21 protein-coding genes are annotated in these 17,820 nt (G+C 44.3%); 16 read left to right on the top strand and 5 right to left on the bottom strand.

All coding sequences use genetic code 11. The features are described 5' to 3' along the window. Positions 1–41 precede the first annotated feature (41 nt). Complete coding sequence (locus MKY75_RS17705; RefSeq protein WP_029515549.1) at positions 42–1,094, bottom strand: 2,3-butanediol dehydrogenase; 1,053 nt, start codon at positions 1,092–1,094, stop codon at positions 42–44. Between the two features lie 340 nt (positions 1,095–1,434). Here MKY75_RS17705 and MKY75_RS17700 point away from each other — a divergent pair, with 340 nt between their 5' ends. Together MKY75_RS17700 and MKY75_RS17695 are read left to right on the top strand one after the other, a co-directional pair. Then, positions 1,435–2,472, top strand: a complete 1,038-nt coding sequence (locus tag MKY75_RS17700; RefSeq protein WP_013311372.1) for a LacI family DNA-binding transcriptional regulator — start codon at positions 1,435–1,437, stop codon at positions 2,470–2,472. 118 nt (positions 2,473–2,590) lie between these two features. Continuing rightward, positions 2,591–3,241 carry a hypothetical protein gene (locus MKY75_RS17695; protein ID WP_029515548.1) on the top strand — a complete coding sequence of 217 codons (651 nt, stop codon included), beginning with the start codon at positions 2,591–2,593 and terminating at the stop codon, positions 3,239–3,241. Positions 3,242–3,381: 140 nt separating this feature from the next. Here the strand turns inward: MKY75_RS17695 and MKY75_RS17690 are convergent, their stop codons facing one another. Further along, the gene (locus MKY75_RS17690; RefSeq protein ID WP_340886130.1) at positions 3,382–4,311 is read right to left on the bottom strand and encodes an AraC family transcriptional regulator; all 930 of its coding nucleotides are present in this window, start codon (positions 4,309–4,311) and stop codon (positions 3,382–3,384) included. A 267-nt stretch (positions 4,312–4,578) separates the two neighbouring features. Here MKY75_RS17690 and MKY75_RS17685 point away from each other — a divergent pair, with 267 nt between their 5' ends. From MKY75_RS17685 to MKY75_RS17670, 4 genes are all read left to right on the top strand, one after another. Continuing rightward, the gene (locus tag MKY75_RS17685; protein ID WP_340887100.1) at positions 4,579–4,809 is read left to right on the top strand and encodes an Atu4866 domain-containing protein; all 231 of its coding nucleotides are present in this window, start codon (positions 4,579–4,581) and stop codon (positions 4,807–4,809) included. Positions 4,810–4,858: 49 nt separating this feature from the next. Then, positions 4,859–5,596, top strand: coding sequence for an SDR family oxidoreductase (locus MKY75_RS17680; protein WP_340886129.1), 738 nt, complete (start codon positions 4,859–4,861; stop codon positions 5,594–5,596). Positions 5,597–5,819: 223 nt separating this feature from the next. Beyond that, positions 5,820–6,098, top strand: a complete 279-nt coding sequence (locus MKY75_RS17675) for an ArsR/SmtB family transcription factor (protein ID WP_029515545.1) — start codon at positions 5,820–5,822, stop codon at positions 6,096–6,098. Between the two features lie 71 nt (positions 6,099–6,169). Then, entirely contained in the window at positions 6,170–7,342 is a 1,173-nt protein-coding gene (locus MKY75_RS17670; RefSeq protein WP_340886128.1) for an MFS transporter, read from the top strand. A gap of 101 nt (positions 7,343–7,443) precedes the next feature. Here the strand turns inward: MKY75_RS17670 and MKY75_RS17665 are convergent, their stop codons facing one another. Then, positions 7,444–8,256 (bottom strand): GNAT family N-acetyltransferase, encoded by an 813-nt coding sequence (locus MKY75_RS17665; RefSeq protein WP_340886127.1) that lies wholly within the window; start codon positions 8,254–8,256, stop codon positions 7,444–7,446. A gap of 439 nt (positions 8,257–8,695) precedes the next feature. Between MKY75_RS17665 and MKY75_RS17660 the strand changes: the two genes are divergently transcribed. Beyond that, on the top strand, positions 8,696–9,067 hold the full coding sequence (locus MKY75_RS17660) for a hypothetical protein (protein ID WP_029515541.1): 372 nt from the start codon (positions 8,696–8,698) through the stop codon (positions 9,065–9,067). A gap of 227 nt (positions 9,068–9,294) precedes the next feature. Here the strand turns inward: MKY75_RS17660 and MKY75_RS17655 are convergent, their stop codons facing one another. Next, complete coding sequence (locus tag MKY75_RS17655) at positions 9,295–10,299, bottom strand: chitosanase (RefSeq protein WP_340886126.1); 1,005 nt, start codon at positions 10,297–10,299, stop codon at positions 9,295–9,297. A gap of 265 nt (positions 10,300–10,564) precedes the next feature. On the opposite strand from MKY75_RS17655, the gene MKY75_RS17650 reads away from it, so the two are divergent. The 6 genes from MKY75_RS17650 (at position 10,565) to MKY75_RS17625 (ending at position 14,451) form a co-directional block, all read left to right on the top strand. Next, positions 10,565–11,347, top strand: a complete 783-nt coding sequence (locus MKY75_RS17650) for an isocitrate lyase/PEP mutase family protein (RefSeq protein WP_340886125.1) — start codon at positions 10,565–10,567, stop codon at positions 11,345–11,347. A gap of 42 nt (positions 11,348–11,389) precedes the next feature. Next, the gene (locus tag MKY75_RS17645) at positions 11,390–11,950 is read left to right on the top strand and encodes a bifunctional transcriptional activator/DNA repair enzyme AdaA (RefSeq protein WP_340886124.1); all 561 of its coding nucleotides are present in this window, start codon (positions 11,390–11,392) and stop codon (positions 11,948–11,950) included. A 25-nt stretch (positions 11,951–11,975) separates the two neighbouring features. Further along, complete coding sequence (locus MKY75_RS17640; RefSeq protein WP_307347490.1) at positions 11,976–12,461, top strand: methylated-DNA--[protein]-cysteine S-methyltransferase; 486 nt, start codon at positions 11,976–11,978, stop codon at positions 12,459–12,461. A gap of 13 nt (positions 12,462–12,474) precedes the next feature. After that, positions 12,475–12,762: an antitoxin Xre/MbcA/ParS toxin-binding domain-containing protein gene (locus MKY75_RS17635; protein ID WP_023989726.1), complete on the top strand. Its 288-nt coding sequence runs from the start codon at positions 12,475–12,477 to the stop codon at positions 12,760–12,762. A gap of 124 nt (positions 12,763–12,886) precedes the next feature. Then, positions 12,887–13,471, top strand: a complete 585-nt coding sequence (locus MKY75_RS17630) for a hypothetical protein (protein ID WP_340886123.1) — start codon at positions 12,887–12,889, stop codon at positions 13,469–13,471. Then, entirely contained in the window at positions 13,462–14,451 is a 990-nt protein-coding gene (locus MKY75_RS17625) for a stalk domain-containing protein (protein WP_340886122.1), read from the top strand. The genes MKY75_RS17630 and MKY75_RS17625 overlap by 10 nt, the downstream gene beginning before the upstream one ends. 87 nt (positions 14,452–14,538) lie before the next feature. On the opposite strand, the gene MKY75_RS17620 is transcribed toward MKY75_RS17625, so the two are convergent. Beyond that, a complete protein-coding gene (locus MKY75_RS17620) occupies positions 14,539–15,096 on the bottom strand; it encodes a YdhK family protein (RefSeq protein WP_340886121.1) in 558 nt (185 codons plus the stop codon). Positions 15,097–15,385: 289 nt separating this feature from the next. On the opposite strand from MKY75_RS17620, the gene MKY75_RS17615 reads away from it, so the two are divergent. The 3 genes from MKY75_RS17615 (at position 15,386) to MKY75_RS17605 (ending at position 17,819) form a co-directional block, all read left to right on the top strand. Next, the gene (locus MKY75_RS17615; protein ID WP_069010487.1) at positions 15,386–16,225 is read left to right on the top strand and encodes a MetQ/NlpA family ABC transporter substrate-binding protein; all 840 of its coding nucleotides are present in this window, start codon (positions 15,386–15,388) and stop codon (positions 16,223–16,225) included. 69 nt (positions 16,226–16,294) lie between these two features. After that, positions 16,295–17,470, top strand: a complete 1,176-nt coding sequence (locus MKY75_RS17610) for an aminotransferase class I/II-fold pyridoxal phosphate-dependent enzyme (RefSeq protein WP_340886120.1) — start codon at positions 16,295–16,297, stop codon at positions 17,468–17,470. A gap of 22 nt (positions 17,471–17,492) precedes the next feature. Further along, complete coding sequence (locus MKY75_RS17605) at positions 17,493–17,819, top strand: phosphorylase family protein (protein WP_340886119.1); 327 nt, start codon at positions 17,493–17,495, stop codon at positions 17,817–17,819. Position 17,820 lies beyond the last annotated feature (1 nt).

Genomic DNA, 17,820 nt, shown 5'->3' with positions numbered 1-17,820 from the left:
AAGATGTCTGCATAGAGCAGACATCTGGTTTATTTTCTAAATTAGGCTTGCGGAGATACCAGGATTTTAACCTGATTTTTCTCTTTCAGGAGACCTTCAAAACCTTGCTCAATCACTTCTTCAAGCTTAATACGTTTGGTAACCAGCTTGTCGGCTGGGAAATATCCTTTTTCCATCAGGCTGATAACAGCCGGGAATACATCACGGTAGCCGATAATACCCGTCAGATTGCGTTCCTTCATGACAATATTGTTCGGTTTAATCGGAGCTTCTTTTTCAAAAATGCTGACGATCATGATTTGTCCGCTGATTTTAGTAGATTCAATAGCTTGAGTCAGCACAGGAGGTACTCCAGTGACTTCATAGGCTACATCTACGCCACCGTTGGTCCGTTTGTGCAGCTCTTGCACCACATCATAAGTCTTAGGATCAAGCACAATAGCACCCAACTCTTCAGCTTTAGCTTTACGCTCCTCAGAAAGCTCTACTGCATAAATCTCAGATGCGCCCGAAGCTTTCAACGCTTCAATAACCAGCAATCCGATAGGACCAGCGCCAAATACTACAGCTTTATCGCCGACTTTCAGTTGGCTTTGACGAACAGCATACAAAGCAACGGCCGAAGGCTCTACCAATGCGCCTTGCTCAAAAGATACGCTTTCTGGAATTTTGTGAACCATGTGCTCGTCAGCTGCGACATATTCAGAAAATCCACCGCCGCCGCCTGCCAGACCGAGGAAGCCCATTTTATCGCAAAGATTATATTTGCCTTGTTTACATGCATCACATTCTCCACATGCAAAAACCGGTTCTACAACGACACGGTCGCCAACCTGAATCTTGGTTACACCTTCGCCGATTTCGACGACTTGTCCAGAGAATTCATGTCCCATTACGATCGGTGCTTTTTCGCCAGTCAATGGATGCTGAGCATCTTGGGGAATAAAGATTGGTCCTGCTACATATTCGTGAAGATCACTTCCGCAAATGCCACACCATTCTACTTTGATTTTTACTTTTCCTGCCAGAGCGGCGGGCTGCTCAATGTTTTCCAATCGTAAGTCTTTTACTCCATGCCATCTCAATGCTTGCATGTTTGTCATCTCCTTGAAGAATATATGATCATTGCCTCTATAAAAGTGAATGAATTAGGAAACGTTTCCGAAAAATAATATGTCACAAATTTTACACATTGTCAAACCAAATTCATACAAAAAGCACTTGATTTTTTTGTGAATATAATCACTTGTGACTGCAGTGCTATATTTGGCTCGTTACTTTTATACAAAGAGATTTTGTGGATTTTTCAGTTGAAGCAAAGACAAGAAGAAAACGACTTCAATTTTTAGACACTCATTCTGTGCTATAATATCAGTATTAAGACTTTATTTTAGAAAGTCAGAAAACGATTCCGTTCTTGAAAGGATTTTGGGCGTGACAGATCAAAAGAAAGTAACCATAGAGGATGTAGCCAAGCGGGCAGGAGTCGGTATTGCGACTGTCTCCAGAGCTATTAACGATAGTGAGGGCATCAGCCCGAGAACGAAAGCCTTGATTTTGCAAGTGATTGAAGAGATGGGGTTTACGCCCAACACCTCGGCTCAAAGCTTGAAAGTGCGTCAGACACGACAAATCGCGCTGGCCGTGCCGGACATTCGTAACGCGATTATTCCAGAAATTGCATGGTCCGTAGAGCAGGCCGCCAAGCAGCATGGTTACCGTGTCGTGCAAATTAATACCGCCGGGAATGCCAGAATGGAGCTTGAAACCGTTCGTGAGGTCAAGAAGCTGCATGTCGACGGGCTCATCATTATGCCGCTGGCGTATCCGAAAATGTTGGTAGATCTGATTAACAAAGCTAGCGTTCCCGTGTCCATTATTAACTATGGCAAGAAGCTGGGCGAAGATGTCAAAGCGGATATCGTCAGTCTGGCCCGGCAAGAGGGAAGACTCGTGATGGAGCATTTGCTTAAAATCGGCAGAACAAGAATTGCCTATGCAGGTGCTGCGAAGGACAAAATCGAGGAAAGATACTTTGCTTATGAGCAGTCTCTCCAGCATGTGGACCCTTCACTCGTTTATTTTGGCGATGATTTCTCTTTTGAGACAGGGCTGCGTGCTGCCGATTATTTTTACAGCTTGAAACATATGCCGGATGCTATTTATGCGGTTAATGATATGGTGGCGATAGGGATCGTCAATCGATTTAAGGATTTGGGCGTAAAAGTGCCGGATGAGGTTGCTGTAGTTGGTATTGATAACAATCTGTGGGCTATGGTAACGACTCCTCAGATCAGCTCAGTTTCCATCATGGGGGAAGAGGTGGCACGATTGGCTGCGGAGCTGCTGCTCAAGCGGATTCAGGAACAGACACCTGGGGATTATGAGCGTGTGCAATTCGAGCCTCGTCTGATCGTGAGGGAATCGAGCGTCTCCGTGATCCGTAAGCCTACGGTGGGACGTGACGCGTAAAAGTCTAGATGGAATCTTCCTATTGTTAGATGGATGAACGGTTGCAGGCGTAGCAAGATAGGAGTGGATTTTGGGCAATTATAACGACCATTGTTTGTTCAGACAGGAGAGTGGATTCATGTTAAAAGGGAATGGGTTCGTTTCTGCAGCTTGTACTGCACTAATGCTGGCTGTAACCATAGGGTGTACTCCCCAGCCAGTGGGACAGGATGCTGAAACTGTGGCGCCGTCCGGAGCAAACCATGGGGAGTCTAAGCAAACTGCAGCCGATACGCAGCATACCCAGCAAAGTAAAGAGGAGCTTGTGCTGTCCTTTTATAAGGATTCTTCCCTCAGTGATGAAGCAAAAGTACGTCATATAACGGACCATTTAGCAGGAATCCAATGGGGAAAGATGAACGAAAACAATGAACATCAAAGCCTGGAAATGATCGAATATTTGTATAGGCAGCGAGCTTTTATTCCATCGAAAAGTTTTCCAAATGTGATCCGAGCTTCTGAAGGTTTGGATGGAGCTTTAAGCGAAAGCTATGCTGCCCTTATGGGAGATTTGTTTACAAGAGACAGAACTGCGATGACTCGAGCATTGGCAAATATGGACAAAACCAACCGCACACAAGGTATAGGAAGCATCGGGTATGCTCTCAGCTATAGAGAACCCAAGGAAGTCAAAAAAGAGATTCAACAATGGCAGGCAGGACAAAAGCTTACTACGGCAGAGAAGGATGTCATTCGAGCTTTGTTCGTCAAGCTGGATAATCCGTATTGATGCATGCATAGAGGGAATATTGAACAGCCGCGTCTCTACCGGAGGAGCGGCTGTTTGTGCTGTTTTTTTACATCCTGCCATCTATGATGGGATAAGCGTTAGTAGGACCATTGGTTTCATATGTTCATCTAACAACGTGATCAAGTGGTCTGGTGATCCTGATCCGAGCGCAAGCGTTTGATGTCACTAATTGGAGGCAGGCCGAACAAGCGGGCGTATTCGCGGCTGAATTGTGAGGGACTCTCGTAACCTACCTGAAAACCTACATCTGCCGCATCCGCTGATTCGGATAACAACAGGCGGCGGGACTCTTGTAGACGTAATTGTTTTTGATATTGCATGGGGCTCATAGCCGTAACCTCTTTAAAATGACGATGTAGTGACGAAGGACTCATATTCGCTAGTTTGGACAATTCTTCAATACGCAACGGCTTATCATAATCCTGCTTAATCCGCTTTATGACTTCTGCGATTCGGTTGGAATGGCTGCCGATCATGACCAGTTGTTTTAAGGATTCCCCCTGATTACCCTGTAAAATCCTATACAGTATCTCACGAATGACTAATGGAGCAAGCACCGGAACATCTTGCGGGTTTTCCAAAAGATGCACTAGCCTCACCACGGCATCCAGCAGTAGAGAGTTGGTTTGACTTACATACAAGCCTCGTCTGGAATCAGGCATGGGGCTTGTGGGAAAAGCAGATTCCTTGATCAGGTCCAAAACCTGATGCGGATCAAAATTGAGCCGGAGGCACAAATAAGGAGCTTCTGATGACGCTTGGATGACCTGCCCCGAGATCGGCAAATCCACCGACACAACAAGGTAGTCGGATGTGCCGTAATGGTAGCTTTCCTCTGCGAGCATCACGACTTTTCTGCCTTGTGCCACAATACATAAGGCAGGTTCATGGACTTGATGTACCGGAACGGTTGTATTTGAACTTCGGACGAAGTGAAGCGAAGGTATGGCTGTAGTGAGAACTCCGTCCTGATTTGAAAATCGTTCTATAAGCCTTGCCAATTCGGCTTGTTTTTCCATGGTAGAACCCTCTATTTTGGTCGCCCCCATCTTGACACATCCCTTCTTTCAACGTAGCCCGTTTTCATTTTCAGTAGTTTATTACATATTAAGGGTCTTTGGAGGATTAGGCAATAATTTGCTCTGATTCTTCTACCAGCCCGATGGACATTCCTCTCATAATAAGATGCAGATACAACACCTAATGAGCAAATGAGAAAAATGAGCAAATGAGAAAAAAATAAAAATGCAAAGGAGTGAAATAGTCATGGAGAGCAAAAAAAGGAAAAAAGTGTACACGCTTCGCAGCATCCCTATATAGGGATGTGGGTAACTGAAGACGGAAATATCCGTCAGGAACTCTTGCCTAATGGCCGTTATGATGAAGCACGGGGTCAGAGGCAAAGTGCCTATACAGGAAGCTATATCATCGTAGAAGATGACTATATCGAGTATGTGGACGACACTGGATTTACGGCAGATGGCGAATTTAAAGATGATGTCTTGTATCATGCAGGGATGGTTTTTTACAGGGAAGAGAAAAAGTAATCTATTTTATCTTTTTTCAGTGACATTTTAAACTAGAGGAGGAATAAGCATGTTGGATATTAAAGGGAAAGTCGTAGCTATTACGGGGGCAAGCAGTGGGATCGGTGAAGCTACTGCCCGTTTACTTGCTCGCCATGGGGCTCATGTGATATTAGGGGCCAGACGCACAGAGCGACTGGAGGCTCTGACATCCGAGATTCGTTCTAAAGGTGGATCGGCTGATTATCAGCAACTGGATGTGACGAAGAGGGACCAGATGGAAGCGTTCATTAACTACGCGGAAAAAACATTTGGGCGTGTGGATGTCATTTTGAACAATGCGGGAGTGATGCCTCTTTCAAAATTAGAGGCCCTGAAGGTAGAGGAATGGGATCGCATGATTGATGTAAATATACGAGGCGTTCTGCATGGGATTGCGGCAGGGCTTCCGATTATGAAAAAGCAAGGATTTGGTCAGTTTATCAATATCGCCTCTATTGGCGCGTATAGTGTAACCCCGACTGCAGCGGTGTATTGCGCTACGAAGTATGCGGTTCGGGCGATCTCTGAAGGATTGCGCTTGGAGGTGGGGGGAGATATTCGCGTGACGTTGGTATCGCCGGGAGTAACCGAATCTGAGCTTGCTGACAGTATTTCAGATGAAGAGGCCCGGCAAGGAATGAAAGAGTATCGTCGTATTTCGATTTCGCCTGATGCCATAGCCCGTTCCATTCTGTATGCCATGGAGCAGCCAGCGGATGTAGATGTTAATGAAATTATTGTCAGACCCACGGCAAGCCTGAATTAACGCCATGGCATCCACGACGTTTCTCCCTCTATACTCAGTTTTTTTTCCTCCATCCTTTATGGATGGGGGATTATTTATCGGATGAGAAAGACCATCATTCACACCTCAGAGTGTAAAAAAGCTGTACCTTTATAATAAACGGGTTTACTTTTACAAATGTTTGTGATAACTTTATTTCGACAAACATCGAAATTAAGACTGGAACAGAAGGGAGCCGAACAGGGTGAAAGATACAACGGAAATGCAACAAGCTGTAAAAATATATAAAGCACTTGGAGAACCAACTCGTCTCAAGATAGCACTTCTGCTAAAAGAGGAAAGTGGCCAATGCTGCTCTGTGCTGGGCGAGAAGCTGAACAGTGTAGCTATTTCAACGCTATCGCATCATCTGAAGCAAATGGCAGAGTCGGGGCTGCTCACATACCGTAAAGAGGGGACGTTTATCTATTACAGCTTGGATGTGGAAGCAGCGCAGAAATATGCCCCGTTCCTGATGACATAATTTTTTTTAGTCTTAATTTCGATATTTGTAAAAATATAAAAACAATATAAGAAAAGAGGCGTTATTTAAAAATGCAGAGCACGTGGAAAGTGTATATTTTGGCCATTGTTAGTTTTTTGGTAGGCACATCCGAATACATTATCTCAGGCATTTTGGATCAGATTGCGACAACCATGGGGATTACGGTGTCCGCAGCGGGACAGTTGATTACAGTCTTTTCTCTTGCTTACGCGATTGGCACGCCGATTCTGATGGCAGTAACCGCTAAATGGGACAGACGCAAGCTGCTCCTGAGTTCGCTCGGATTATTTGCAGTAGCTAATGCCCTCTCCTTTATTCTGCCGGGTTTTGGAATGTTTATCGCCGCACGTATTCTTATGGCCCTCGGGGCGGGGATGGTTGTGGTTACAGCACTGAGCATTGCTGCGAAGATTGCTCCAGCCGGCAAGCAGGCCAGTTCTATTGCTACGATCACTATGGGTTTTACAGCCTCGCTGATTATCGGGGTGCCGCTTGGAAGAATGATATCTTCTGCATATGGCTGGAAAACCGTATTTCTCGGCATCGCTTTGACAGCGATTATTGCTTTGATCGTTATCGCTATGACAATCCCTCGCTTAAAAGGAGATCAACCGATTCCCTTACTACAGCAATTTGCTCTTCTGAAGAAGCCTGAAGTTGCTTTGGGATTGGCGATTACCTTCTTTTGGGGAGGGGGATATTTCCTCGCGTATACTTACATTTCACCGTACTTGCTGAATGTATCAGGTGTAGGGGATAATATGCTAAGCTCAGTATTACTTGCCTTCGGGATTGCCAGCCTGATCGGGTCGAAAATCGGTGGATACAGCGCAGATAAAAAGGGTATTTCCTTTACATTATTCGGGGGCATGGTGTTGCATGTCTTTTCCTTGCTTTTACTTCCTGCCGCCGCTCATTCCCTGATCGCAGTATTTGCTTTATTGATCCTTTGGTCGTTCGCTGCCTGGACAACTGGACCTACTCAACAATATAACTTGGTCACTCTTGTGCCTGAATCTTCCGGTGTGATGCTGAGTCTCAATCAGTCTACGATGCAGCTTGCCATGGCGGCCGGAGCTGGGATCGGTGGTGTAGTTGTTGGTCAGGTTTCGCTGGCTTCCATCACCTGGTTTGGAGCAGCAGGGGTCGTTATAGCTATTGTGGCTGTATATTTACTTTCACGAAGATCCTCAGTCCACACGGAATTGGGTGTTACGGAGTAAAGCTTATAGATAAGTGAAAAGGAGGCCCAGTGATGAAGGTGACATTGTGGTCTTCTTTGATTTTGAATGAACAATAATATGCTCTCTTGCAGTAGGAGGGCTTATTCAAACGTAATATCAGTGATTTTGCCGGCTTCCTTAAAGCCGATATTTTTATAAACTTGATTGGAAACCGAATTTTTTAAATCTGCATATAGCATGGGTACTAAATGCTCATTTTCCAAAATCGAACATAGCTCGGATACCATTCCGCTGGCAAAACCTTTCTTTCGTAAATTAGGCGGGGTATACACAGCATTAATGCGAGCATGTCTCGGCGAGCGGTGAGCAATATTAGCCATGGACACAGGCATGTTATTTACAATCCAAAGATACAAATTTCCTGTCCCGATGGTCTTCTCCGCAACCGATATTTGACTAACCGGATCAATAAAACTACCTAAAGCTTCTTCTGAAAAACCAGCTAGAAACTGGGCAACTAATTGTACATCCTCTGGGATGGATTGTCGGATCATTCCCTCAACGCCCGAGGGCTTTTTATATTTAGGACAGAAATAAGATTCCATGACCATATGGGTATGTACCTGAGCAGCATGACGACGTTGTGCGTAAGCATTTGCGAACTTCTCGACTGTTTCGGCATCACCACATACACCTGATAGGGTGGTTCCTTTTAAATAACGTAAGAGTTCTCCTATATAGGTCAATTTATGATTATCTGTAGTTTGTTGTGAGATCCATAACCAGGCCTTATGTCCGGGTGATTGAGCAAAGACCATATTTTTATCGGACGTTTTGAGGCATGTTGATCCTTCTGACTCACAAATTCGATGGATCAAATGGTATCGAACTTCATCAGCCAAAAATAGATTTTGATTTAATATATCGTCGTTTGGGACTAGTTGCTCAATCATGACTCTGCCTCCTAATGAGCTGTGACCTAAGCACTTGTAAAGTGCTATGAAGCTATGAAGATTCGGTTGTTATATCTACTAGGATTTAAACTTCCGCGCTATACGCTTCTTATTTTTTTGTCGCCAAATCCATCTTTCGATAAAGTTTTTTTCTTTTCTTTCCTGAAGTGTTTCCTTCATACCCTTAATAAGAAATTCGGATCTTCGCTTGTCGTTTCTGCTAATTTCACGTAGTTCCTCAATAAATTTATCGTCCATGTCCGCATCTCCGTTAGTTCAGGATTTTCCAAATTGCTAAGCTAGATTATACAGAACATATGTTCCTTTTTCAAGTCTGCATCGCTCTATTCAATCACATAACCATTTTTAGATGGATGCTGCGAGGCCCGCGCCAATCGGATGGTGAGGCATAAGATAAGTTGAAAGGAGGAATTACAACATGGACAACAAAGCATATGTATCTCAAACGTATCCACGACTTACAGTTTACAACGAAGAAAATTTTCGGGGTTCCAGGAGAGTATTCAGAGGAAACCTAGGCATTCGTAATACCGATAACATTCTCGACGGCATCGAAAGTCTGCGTTTCTTTTCTACCAGCAGCAATGCTACACTGGTACTCTTTACAGGCACGCGGTTTAGAGGTAACTTCCGTGTGTTTAGAGGCAATCGCAGCATCGCCGACCTGGATGATCTGATTCGTGGGAATGATGTGGAATCTATTATCTCTACCAATCAACGTTTGACGTTGCAACAAATCCGTAATATCCGCAGTAGCGGTAGACTTCCATCTGGCTACCGAATCATCTAACGGCCTTATTTCGACTTCATAACCATTTTACAAGACTGTTTCAGGAGCTTGCAACTTTCGGGCTTTTGGGACAGTCTCTCTATTTGCACACGCGACCCACATATTTGAATGATGAGAGGAACTGTTTGGGAAAATGGGACCTTGTTAGTAGTCAACACCAACTCAATATTTATGAAAATAAATAAAGGAGGACATACGATATGCCCTCCTAATGACGTATATTGTATTTACTTCAGTTCCCAATTCGTTGCTTTGATCACGGCTGCATCTGCGTTCTTAAGATCTGTTTCGCCAGAAGCTAAGAGAGAACTCCATTGTTTCACACGATTCTTACCATTGGGAGGTTGGTTATAATCGTTGGTATCGACAACCAATGTACGCTTAGCATAGAAGCTAGTCATGAAATTCTTCTCATTCATACTACTGCCTGAACGTGAGAGGATTCCTTCAAGACTACCTGAATCACCAGTAGCGCCTTGATTGAGTGCTGTGTCGACAAATGATCCAATCGTTAGAGCAGTATTAAATCCGCGTTTATGTGCTTGCTGTACACTATATTCGATATAGGTGTCATAGAACGTACGCCACATGGCTTCTCTCCAAGCTTCATTGTTTTGGAGAGCGTTGATCTTCTTCTTGATTACACTATCGCTATCGCTGAGCTTTAGAATCGAACCATTCATCTTCCCCTTTAGACCAGCACGTGTTAATCCACCTGCAATGGAAGGGTTGCTAGCTCCACTAGCAGCATCAAAAGCTTTAAATAAGTACGGGCCATCTGGTCCCGTATCATTTGAACCGCCTGTTGTTGCTCCAAAGATACCAATGGTGTACCCACGATTATCGCCGATATCTTCAGCATAGCCATAGAATTCAGTCCATTTCAAAGAATCTTGCTCTGGTTTGTTCACTAGCTTCATAATATTATCCCACTGCTCACCGTCGAGTCCTGTATTAGCCTTCAGGAACTGAAGTGTTGAAGGTGAGAAATTAGCATCATGGTCAATAGCTGTAACCGCTGCTTGGCTAGTAGCTTCTTCGCTGGTAAGGGATAATGGCTGTATACTAGCTTCATTTGAGTTGTCGAATCCCTCATTTAAATCGATCGTTTTCTGCACCGGAGTCCCATTCTCTTCAGCAAAAGCCTTGCTAGGTGAAGAGCCGGACAAGCTAGAGAAAGAAGCGACTACAGTAAAGCTTAGCAAGATCATAAGGAACTTTATTTTATACATATAACTCCTCCTATAAAATGTAATTGTGAAAGGCTAAAAGCGTAGATTTCCATCTAACTCGAATGGATTTAGCAAGAGTATAGATAAGAAGCATAGGATTGAATAGAGCTTAAATAACCGTTTTCTTCAAAAATTATGATTTATATGTGAATAAATGGACCAAGTTGTTCCTGGATTCCTACAGACCATAAGTGCAAGAATGAGGACGAAACAAAGATAGCCTCTTGATAAAATGAGTTACATCACATATCAGGAGGCTATATTTATGAACAAAATCCAGCAGTTTCATGCACTTCACACATTAGAGGAACTTTTATTTTTAGGGAACGCCTGGGATCTGCTATCTGCGGTGGCTCTGGAGAAAGCAGGTTTTAAGGCGATAGGTACGACGAGTTGGGGGATTGCCAATACGCTTGGATTTTCAGATGGAGAGCTTATTGATTTTGACCAGCACGTAAGTATTATTCGGACGATTGTTGAGCATGTTCAGATTCCAGTGTCGGCAGATATTGAAGCAGGATATGGAGAGGACACGGCAACGATTGTTGAGCATGTTTTAAGGGTAGCCGATGTGGGAGTTGCAGGGATTAATATTGAGGATTCTTTGAAAATGCAAAAGGGACTTCGAGAAGTGGGTCTGCACAGTAACCTATTGTCCAAAATTAGAGCGGCCTTGGATGTGCGTGGGTTTCAAGCGTTTTTTATAAACGCAAGAACGGATACATATTTGCAGATGAATACTCCACTTTCAGAGACCATAGAGCGGGCCAAAGCGTATGAGGATAGTGGTGCGAGCGGAATTTTTGTTCCAGGATTAAAGCGTGATGAAGAGATCAGGGAAGTTGTGTTTAATATCCATGCTCCGCTTAATGTTTTATCCCTGCCGGGTCTGACGAATGTCCACCAGCTTCAGCAGTTGGGAGTTAAACGGTTTAGCTTTGGAAATGCATTTTCTGATAAGATAATAGTTGCTTTGCAAAAGAATGCAGAACAGTTGATAGAGCTTCAAGATACATCACATTTATATGAGGATTTTGCAAAATCCTGAACTAGATGAATATGAACTATAGAAAGGACAGAGCATTCGATCATGGCTAACATCAATCTTTCTTTTGAAGAAATGTGGGAGAAAATTATAGCGTGTGATCGTAAGTATGACGGGTTGTTCTTTACCGCTGTGAAAACAACCCGCATATACTGCCGACCTTCCTGTCGATCCAAAAAGCCGAAGAAAATAAATGTGGAGTTTTACTTTGATTTGGACAAAGTGGAAAAGGCGGGTTTTCGTGCTTGCAAAAGATGCCAGCCCCATACAGACTATTCGCCGTATATCAGACTTGTGCAGAATGTGGTAACCTTCCTGGTTAATCATTACAAGGAAAAACTTGTATTGCAGGATATTGCGGATCATATCGGAATAAGCTCCTTTTACTTGGATCGGATCTTTAAACAGGAAACCGCCGAAACCCCGCGCACGTATTTGGAAAAAATAAGAGTAGATAAGGCAGCCTATCTTCTTAAAAGTACAAATCTTACGAATCTTGAGATTTGCTATGAGACGGGCTTCCAAAGTCCCTCCCATTTCTATAAGGCGTTTCGTAGCTTGAACCATTGTTCTCCTAGTGAGTATAGAAAGTTGAGTAGGGAATAGAAAAGGAAGGAGGTTGTATCCTTTTATGAGCGAACTATACGTAATGAAGTATGTATCGCCGATTGGAGAGATAGATATACAGGGCACAAATGAGGCTGTCTATTCTATTATGTTCTCTAATCGGAATGAGCTCTTAACGAGGGCTATAGAAGAGGTTCCAATCCAAGTATTAGCGGAATGCGCTATCCAGCTTGACGAGTATTTTAAAGGTGAGCGCTTTGAGTTTACGTTTCCTTATGCCTTTGAAGGTACGGATTTTCAGCAAAAAGTATGGAATGCTCTGGTGTCCGTGGGGTACGGTAAAACGACAGCTTATAAAGATATTGCTCTTGCTATTGGAAATGAAAAAGCGATCCGAGCCGTAGGCAGTGCTAATGGAAAAAATAAGCTGAGCATTGTGATTCCATGTCACCGAATTATCGGTTCCAATCAGAAACTAACGGGCTATGCAGGAGGGCTATGGAGAAAAGAATGGTTGCTCCAGCATGAAAAGCGTTGTCTGAGGCCCTAAGGAGGGTTCGTAGATGAGAGACATATATTTGAAAGAGTTTAAGCCGGAGAACTGGGCCAACATGGTTCAGATCTATCAGGAGCGGTATGCACAGGTGGATCCGGCTATAAGAGCAAAAGTGGTCGAAAGTAAAATTCCAAAGGAGATTCAGATTGTGCTGCTGCCCGATATGGGGGAATATTTGCTGACTTGGATGGATCGAAAAGTCCCCGCACTCGGCAACGAAACACCGTCGGATTATTTGAAAAGCGAAGAAGGCACTAAAGCACTGAAGGCGGCCATATTACGTATGCCACGTTGAAGAAGCGGGCCAAGGAGATACATATGAACATTGAACAGATGAACAGAGCGCGAATGATGGAAAAAGTGAGTTCGCATATCCATAACTGTAATCAGATGGCATGAACTTCATCTAACCCTATGCTATGATTACCGACAAGACTATAGATTCAAAAGGGGAAATAAGAATGAAGCTCAAAAGAATGATGTTCCTACTTTCGTTTTTAACGATACTCGTAGGGTTGTTCACTTTGTGTACAGAAAGTGTTCATGCTGCCAATTCGACAGTATTCAGAGATGGAGATAAGCTTAAGCTTATTCTTGATGATGGTAATGGAGTAAACAGGGTGTTTAAATTCGATCTCCCGTTTACGATTAAGCCTGATACACCAATTCGTCTGTATAGCAACAACATTGAAATTCCTTCTGGTGACTTTACAATCGATTATGCCAACTCCACAATTTCGATTGCGGATTCACGACCAGCACCTGGGCCAGGATCAGAAAATCATATAGAGTTTCCTATAGTTACAACTATGAAAGGCACTGTGCAGTCAGTCGATGAATCTACAGTAACTCCACTTGCGGAGGAGCCGAAAGTAACGCAACCCGAGGTGGAGACTAATGTAAAAGAGACTCCCGCTGCCAGTGAACCCAAAGTTGCTCAACCTGTGGATGAACCGAAAGTAATTGAACCGCAAGTAACCCAGCCGAGGTTGAGGTGTTTATAGACGGTAAACTGCAACAATATGAGCAGCCTGCGACCTCTATTAGCGGAAGTATGTTGGTGCCATTTCGTGCCGTTTTTGAGGCGCTTGGGGCGAAAGTGAAGTGGGATGGAGCTACCAAGACCGTTACTGCAACCAAAGGAAATACAACGATCAAGTTAACTGTAGGCTCCAGGGATGCCTATATCAACGGAAAATTAGTGCGTCTCAATGCGGCGCCAAGACTCATTAACGGCAAAGTAATGGTTCCTATTCGCTTTGTAAGTGAGGCGCTGGGTGCGAAGGTAAAGTGGAATATTGCAGCTCAGAGCGTTGTGATTTTCCTTGCTCCACCGCAGGTTTTGACAACTAGCGAAAGTGAACAATTAATGGAGGAAAATGAAGATGCTTCCGAATCACAATCCAATCCAACGATTCTGAAAAAGATATCCACCACCTTCTCCAAATCTACGGATATTGTGTTCGTCATAGATGTTACGAGTAGTATGACAGGGACGCTGGATTATGTGAGACAGAAGGTGAAAGGCTTTGTTGATTCCGTTCCAGCAGGTTCTCATTTTGCTGTCGTTGCATTTCGGGATATCAATCTGAAGGCAGATAAAGATTTAGAATTTTTGGAGTTTACGACCGATAAAAATAAGTTAAAAGGTAACATGAATATGCTGCGCCCTTCCGCTGGCGGGGATTTGAAGGAATCGGGATTAGAGGCTATTCAGTTAGCTATAAGTAAATTTCCCAAAAATTCTAATTCTAAAACAATCATATTCATTACAGATGCACCAGTTCATGATAAGAATACAGCCCTGGGTAAAGCCCGTTTTTCAGTAGATGAAATCAACGAGCAATTACAGAAAAATGATGTTATTTTTAATGCAATCGTGCCTGCAAATGGACTAGCCAACAAACAAATGAAAAAGCTTGTAGATTCCAACGAAGGGACTTTGTATGATATCAAGGAGGCCAAGCTGAATTTGGCGAAGTAGGTTTGTCCAAACTCAAATAAAGCCGTATAAAGGGAGCCGATGTAAGGCTCCCTTTTGTTATCACAAGCGACCTGTGATAAAAGAGTTCTAATGGGCTGAAAGCTCACTCTCCGTTACCCATTTATGATTTTTGACAGGCTCTCCTCCTGTAGTCGGCGTATAATCTACCATATATACGGTCGTTGGCTCGGCGGAATCAATGGTAGCCTTAGCCCCATCCATCCCCTTCATATGATCTGCTGCAAGGATAACCTCTGTGCCCGGTGCATAGGGCTCACTACTTACATCCTTAATTTCTTCATGAATAACCCACTTATGATTATTCACTTTCTCTTCTCCAGTGGTTGGTGTATAGGAGACTGTATAAGCAGTAGTCGTATAAGCACCCACAATCGTGGCAGTAGCCCGATTCATGCCTGCCATATGGTCAGCTCGTATAGTCGCTTGACCACCAACTTTGAAGGCTGGATTTTCAGCTTCTTTTAATCCGGCAGGAAGCTCACTGGAAGTGGAATGGTTCATCTCCGATGTGTCGTGCTGTTGACTGCTGTTTGCCGTGTGCTCTTGGTTTGGCGCGTTACTGTTCCCGCACCCACTCAAAATCATCATGACTGTACCAGCGAGCAAAGCCCATTGCATTCTCATATTTAATAGCTCCTTTAGGGTTTTATTTTCATATCAATTATACCCCCAGGGGGTATAATTGAAACGGAATAATATTACAAACTTGTGAAGTGTTTTTACCTACAAGGGGATCGCCTGTTGTGATCCCTTATTTGTTATGCAGAAGATGCGTAATTAAATGTTGTTGACAGTGAATAAAAAATCATTGTAATATCTATAAAACGCATCAAGTTACTTGGTATTTTGAGCGACTGTAAACATTCTAACTCACCAAAAGTAGAAGATATCAAGGAGCAGGGGGAGACATCAAATGAAGAAACCATGGATTTCATTTATATTGCTGCTGGGAGCAGTCGTGCTTTTTATTTCAGGCTGCGGCAGCAAGAATACGTCGGGCAATGCTGCGGGTGAAGAAAAGAAAACACTGCATATCGGCTTTAATCCTGGTCCATATAGCGATCAGTTTAAGAATGGTGTGGCTCCATATTTGGAGAAGAAAGGATATAAGATTACATATAAAGAGTTTACAGACGGTGTTCAGCCCAATGTAGCCGTGGCTAAGGGGGATATTGATGCTAATGTGTTTCAGCATTCGCTTTACCTGGATTCTATGAATAAGCGGGAGAATATTGATCTGATTGGTGCTGTACAGGTCCCGACTCCTCCAATGGGATTGTACTCCAGCAAGCATACCAGCCTTGACGAAATCGGCGATGGAGCCCAAATCAACCTGCCCAACGAGCCAGTCAATATGCTGCGTGCGCTGAATATTTTGAAGGAAGTAGGCTGGATTACGTTAAAGGACAATATCGATCCATTGCAAACCTCGGTGAACGACATCACCTCTAATCCGCATCATCTGCAATTTGTTGCTACCGATCCGGCACAGGGGCCACGTGTACTGAAGGATGTTGATTTTGCGGCTATACAAGGGAACTTTGCTGTATCGAATGGAATAAAGCTGACCTCGGCATTAAAGCTTGAAAATATGACAGATCCGTTCACGAACGTGGTCGCTGTGGACAGCAAGAACAAGGATAAGCCCTTCGTCAAAGACATTATTGAAGGATATCATTCAGATGAATTCCAAAAGTACATCCATTCGAACCCTGATTATGAAGGCTACAAGTTGCCAAGCTATTTCAAATAATATGGGGCATTATCTTCTGCGGGCTGACGTTGTCAGCCTGTATCTTATGGATAGAAGGTGGATATGAACGTGATTTTTTCATCCTCTGATCTCGTCAAGGCTCTGCCTGACAACTATTTTAGCGCAATAGATGACAAAGTGAATCTGTATAAAAGTAAAGGAATAGATGTAATTAATCTGGCAGCCGGCAACCCGGATCAGCCAACATCGGCGCATATTATCAGCGCTTTGAAGGAAGCGGTTGATCAACCGATCAATCAGGGCTATCCGCCTTTTCATGGAAAAAAAAGCACGCTGGAGGCTGTCGCCGCGTTCTATAAACGGGAGTATCAGGTGGAGCTGGATCCGGACCGGGAGATTGCCATATTCAACGGCTCAGCCATAGGCGTAATGGGGATTCCACAGGCGCTATTGAATCCAGGTGATTGGTTATTGACCACCGATCCGGCATATCCCCAATATTATTCCGCTGCTACGCTGGCAAGAGCCCATATTCATACGATTCCGCTTGATGAGAAGCATGGTTTCTTGCCTGATTATACAACCGTGCCGGAAGAAATTGCAGAGCAGGTCAAATTGCTTATGATTAATTATCCGAACAATCCGACTGGAGCCGTAGCTACTGCAGACTTTCTGACGAAGACGCTGGATTATGCCGCTCGGTATCAGTTTCCAGTTATGAATGATTTTGCTTACGGTGCTCTTGGATTTGACGGGCATAAGCCGATTAGTTTATTGCAAATCCCCGGCGGCAAGGAGTATGGCGTCGAGACGTATACAGCTTCCAAAACGTATAACATGGCTGGATGGCGCTTCGGCTTTGCGGTTGGAAATGTGTCCGTTATTGGTGCGCTCAAGCATTATCATACGCATGCCTACAGCACTGTTTTTGGCGCGGTACAGGATGCGGGAGCTGTCGCATTGCTGGGCACCCAGGAGCCAGTACAGGAGCTCGCGAAGTTATATGAGCGGCGCCGTAATGTTCTTATTGCAGCGTTACGAGGTATTGGCTGGGATGTAGCAGCTCCCCAAGGGTCTTTTTTTGCCTGGTTCAAGGTGCCGGAGGGGCATACATCGGCTTCCTTTGCAGACTTTTTATTGGACGGTGCGCACGTTGCGGTCGCTCCTGGAGAAGGCTTTGGTCGTGCAGGAGCTTCTTATGTGCGGGTCAGTCTGGTAAACAGTGAGGAAAGGCTGCTGGAGGCGGTGCAGCGTATCGCAGCGACGGGGGTTTTTCAAGTATAAGCCGGAATACAAGGAAGTTATTTTGCTGCAATCAGGAATTGGCAAAGCGAACGTTGCCTCGACTACGGCCCTGCTGATTGAGCGTTTTAGCCCAGAGCTTGTCATTAATACCGGGTCTGCGGGTGGGCTCGATCCAGCGCTGCTTGCTTTTGCGACAGAAGCGCTGGCGGAGACCAGGATTGAGGGGAAGATCGTCAAGGGTTTGATTACGACGGCAGACTCCTTTATCTCCCAGGCTGAGCGCGCCCATTTTATCCGTAGCCAGTTTGGTGTTCCATTTTTGGCTGCGGCCAATTCGGCCGCATTGGTTGTGGCTCTTGTAGCCGCATATGATAGAGACAAGCTTTGAT

It is taken from the genome of Paenibacillus sp. FSL L8-0663, from assembly GCF_038008125.1.
GTDB lineage: Bacteria > Bacillota > Bacilli > Paenibacillales > Paenibacillaceae > Paenibacillus > Paenibacillus polymyxa_D.
The sequence above is the reverse complement of the archived record's forward strand: the minus strand, read 5'-3'. Positions and strand labels throughout refer to the sequence as shown.

Bases quoted from the DNA above. Each gene is read 5' to 3' on its own strand.
- MKY75_RS17705 (WP_029515549.1), bottom strand. From the start codon at position 1,094: ATGCAAGCATTGAGATGGCATGGAGTAAAAGACTTACGATTGGAAAAC.
- MKY75_RS17695 (WP_029515548.1), top strand. From the start codon at position 2,591: ATGTTAAAAGGGAATGGGTTCGTTTCTGCAGCTTGTACTGCACTAATG.
- MKY75_RS17690 (WP_340886130.1), bottom strand. From the start codon at position 4,311: ATGGGGGCGACCAAAATAGAGGGTTCTACCATGGAAAAACAAGCCGAA.
- MKY75_RS17680 (WP_340886129.1), top strand. From the start codon at position 4,859: ATGTTGGATATTAAAGGGAAAGTCGTAGCTATTACGGGGGCAAGCAGT.
- MKY75_RS17670 (WP_340886128.1), top strand. From the start codon at position 6,170: ATGCAGAGCACGTGGAAAGTGTATATTTTGGCCATTGTTAGTTTTTTG.
- MKY75_RS17665 (WP_340886127.1), bottom strand. From the start codon at position 8,256: ATGATTGAGCAACTAGTCCCAAACGACGATATATTAAATCAAAATCTA.
- MKY75_RS17660 (WP_029515541.1), top strand. From the start codon at position 8,696: ATGGACAACAAAGCATATGTATCTCAAACGTATCCACGACTTACAGTT.
- MKY75_RS17655 (WP_340886126.1), bottom strand. From the start codon at position 10,299: ATGTATAAAATAAAGTTCCTTATGATCTTGCTAAGCTTTACTGTAGTC.
- MKY75_RS17650 (WP_340886125.1), top strand. From the start codon at position 10,565: ATGAACAAAATCCAGCAGTTTCATGCACTTCACACATTAGAGGAACTT.
- MKY75_RS17645 (WP_340886124.1), top strand. From the start codon at position 11,390: ATGGCTAACATCAATCTTTCTTTTGAAGAAATGTGGGAGAAAATTATA.
- MKY75_RS17640 (WP_307347490.1), top strand. From the start codon at position 11,976: ATGAGCGAACTATACGTAATGAAGTATGTATCGCCGATTGGAGAGATA.
- MKY75_RS17635 (WP_023989726.1), top strand. From the start codon at position 12,475: ATGAGAGACATATATTTGAAAGAGTTTAAGCCGGAGAACTGGGCCAAC.
- MKY75_RS17630 (WP_340886123.1), top strand. From the start codon at position 12,887: ATGATTACCGACAAGACTATAGATTCAAAAGGGGAAATAAGAATGAAG.
- MKY75_RS17620 (WP_340886121.1), bottom strand. From the start codon at position 15,096: ATGAGAATGCAATGGGCTTTGCTCGCTGGTACAGTCATGATGATTTTG.
- MKY75_RS17615 (WP_069010487.1), top strand. From the start codon at position 15,386: ATGAAGAAACCATGGATTTCATTTATATTGCTGCTGGGAGCAGTCGTG.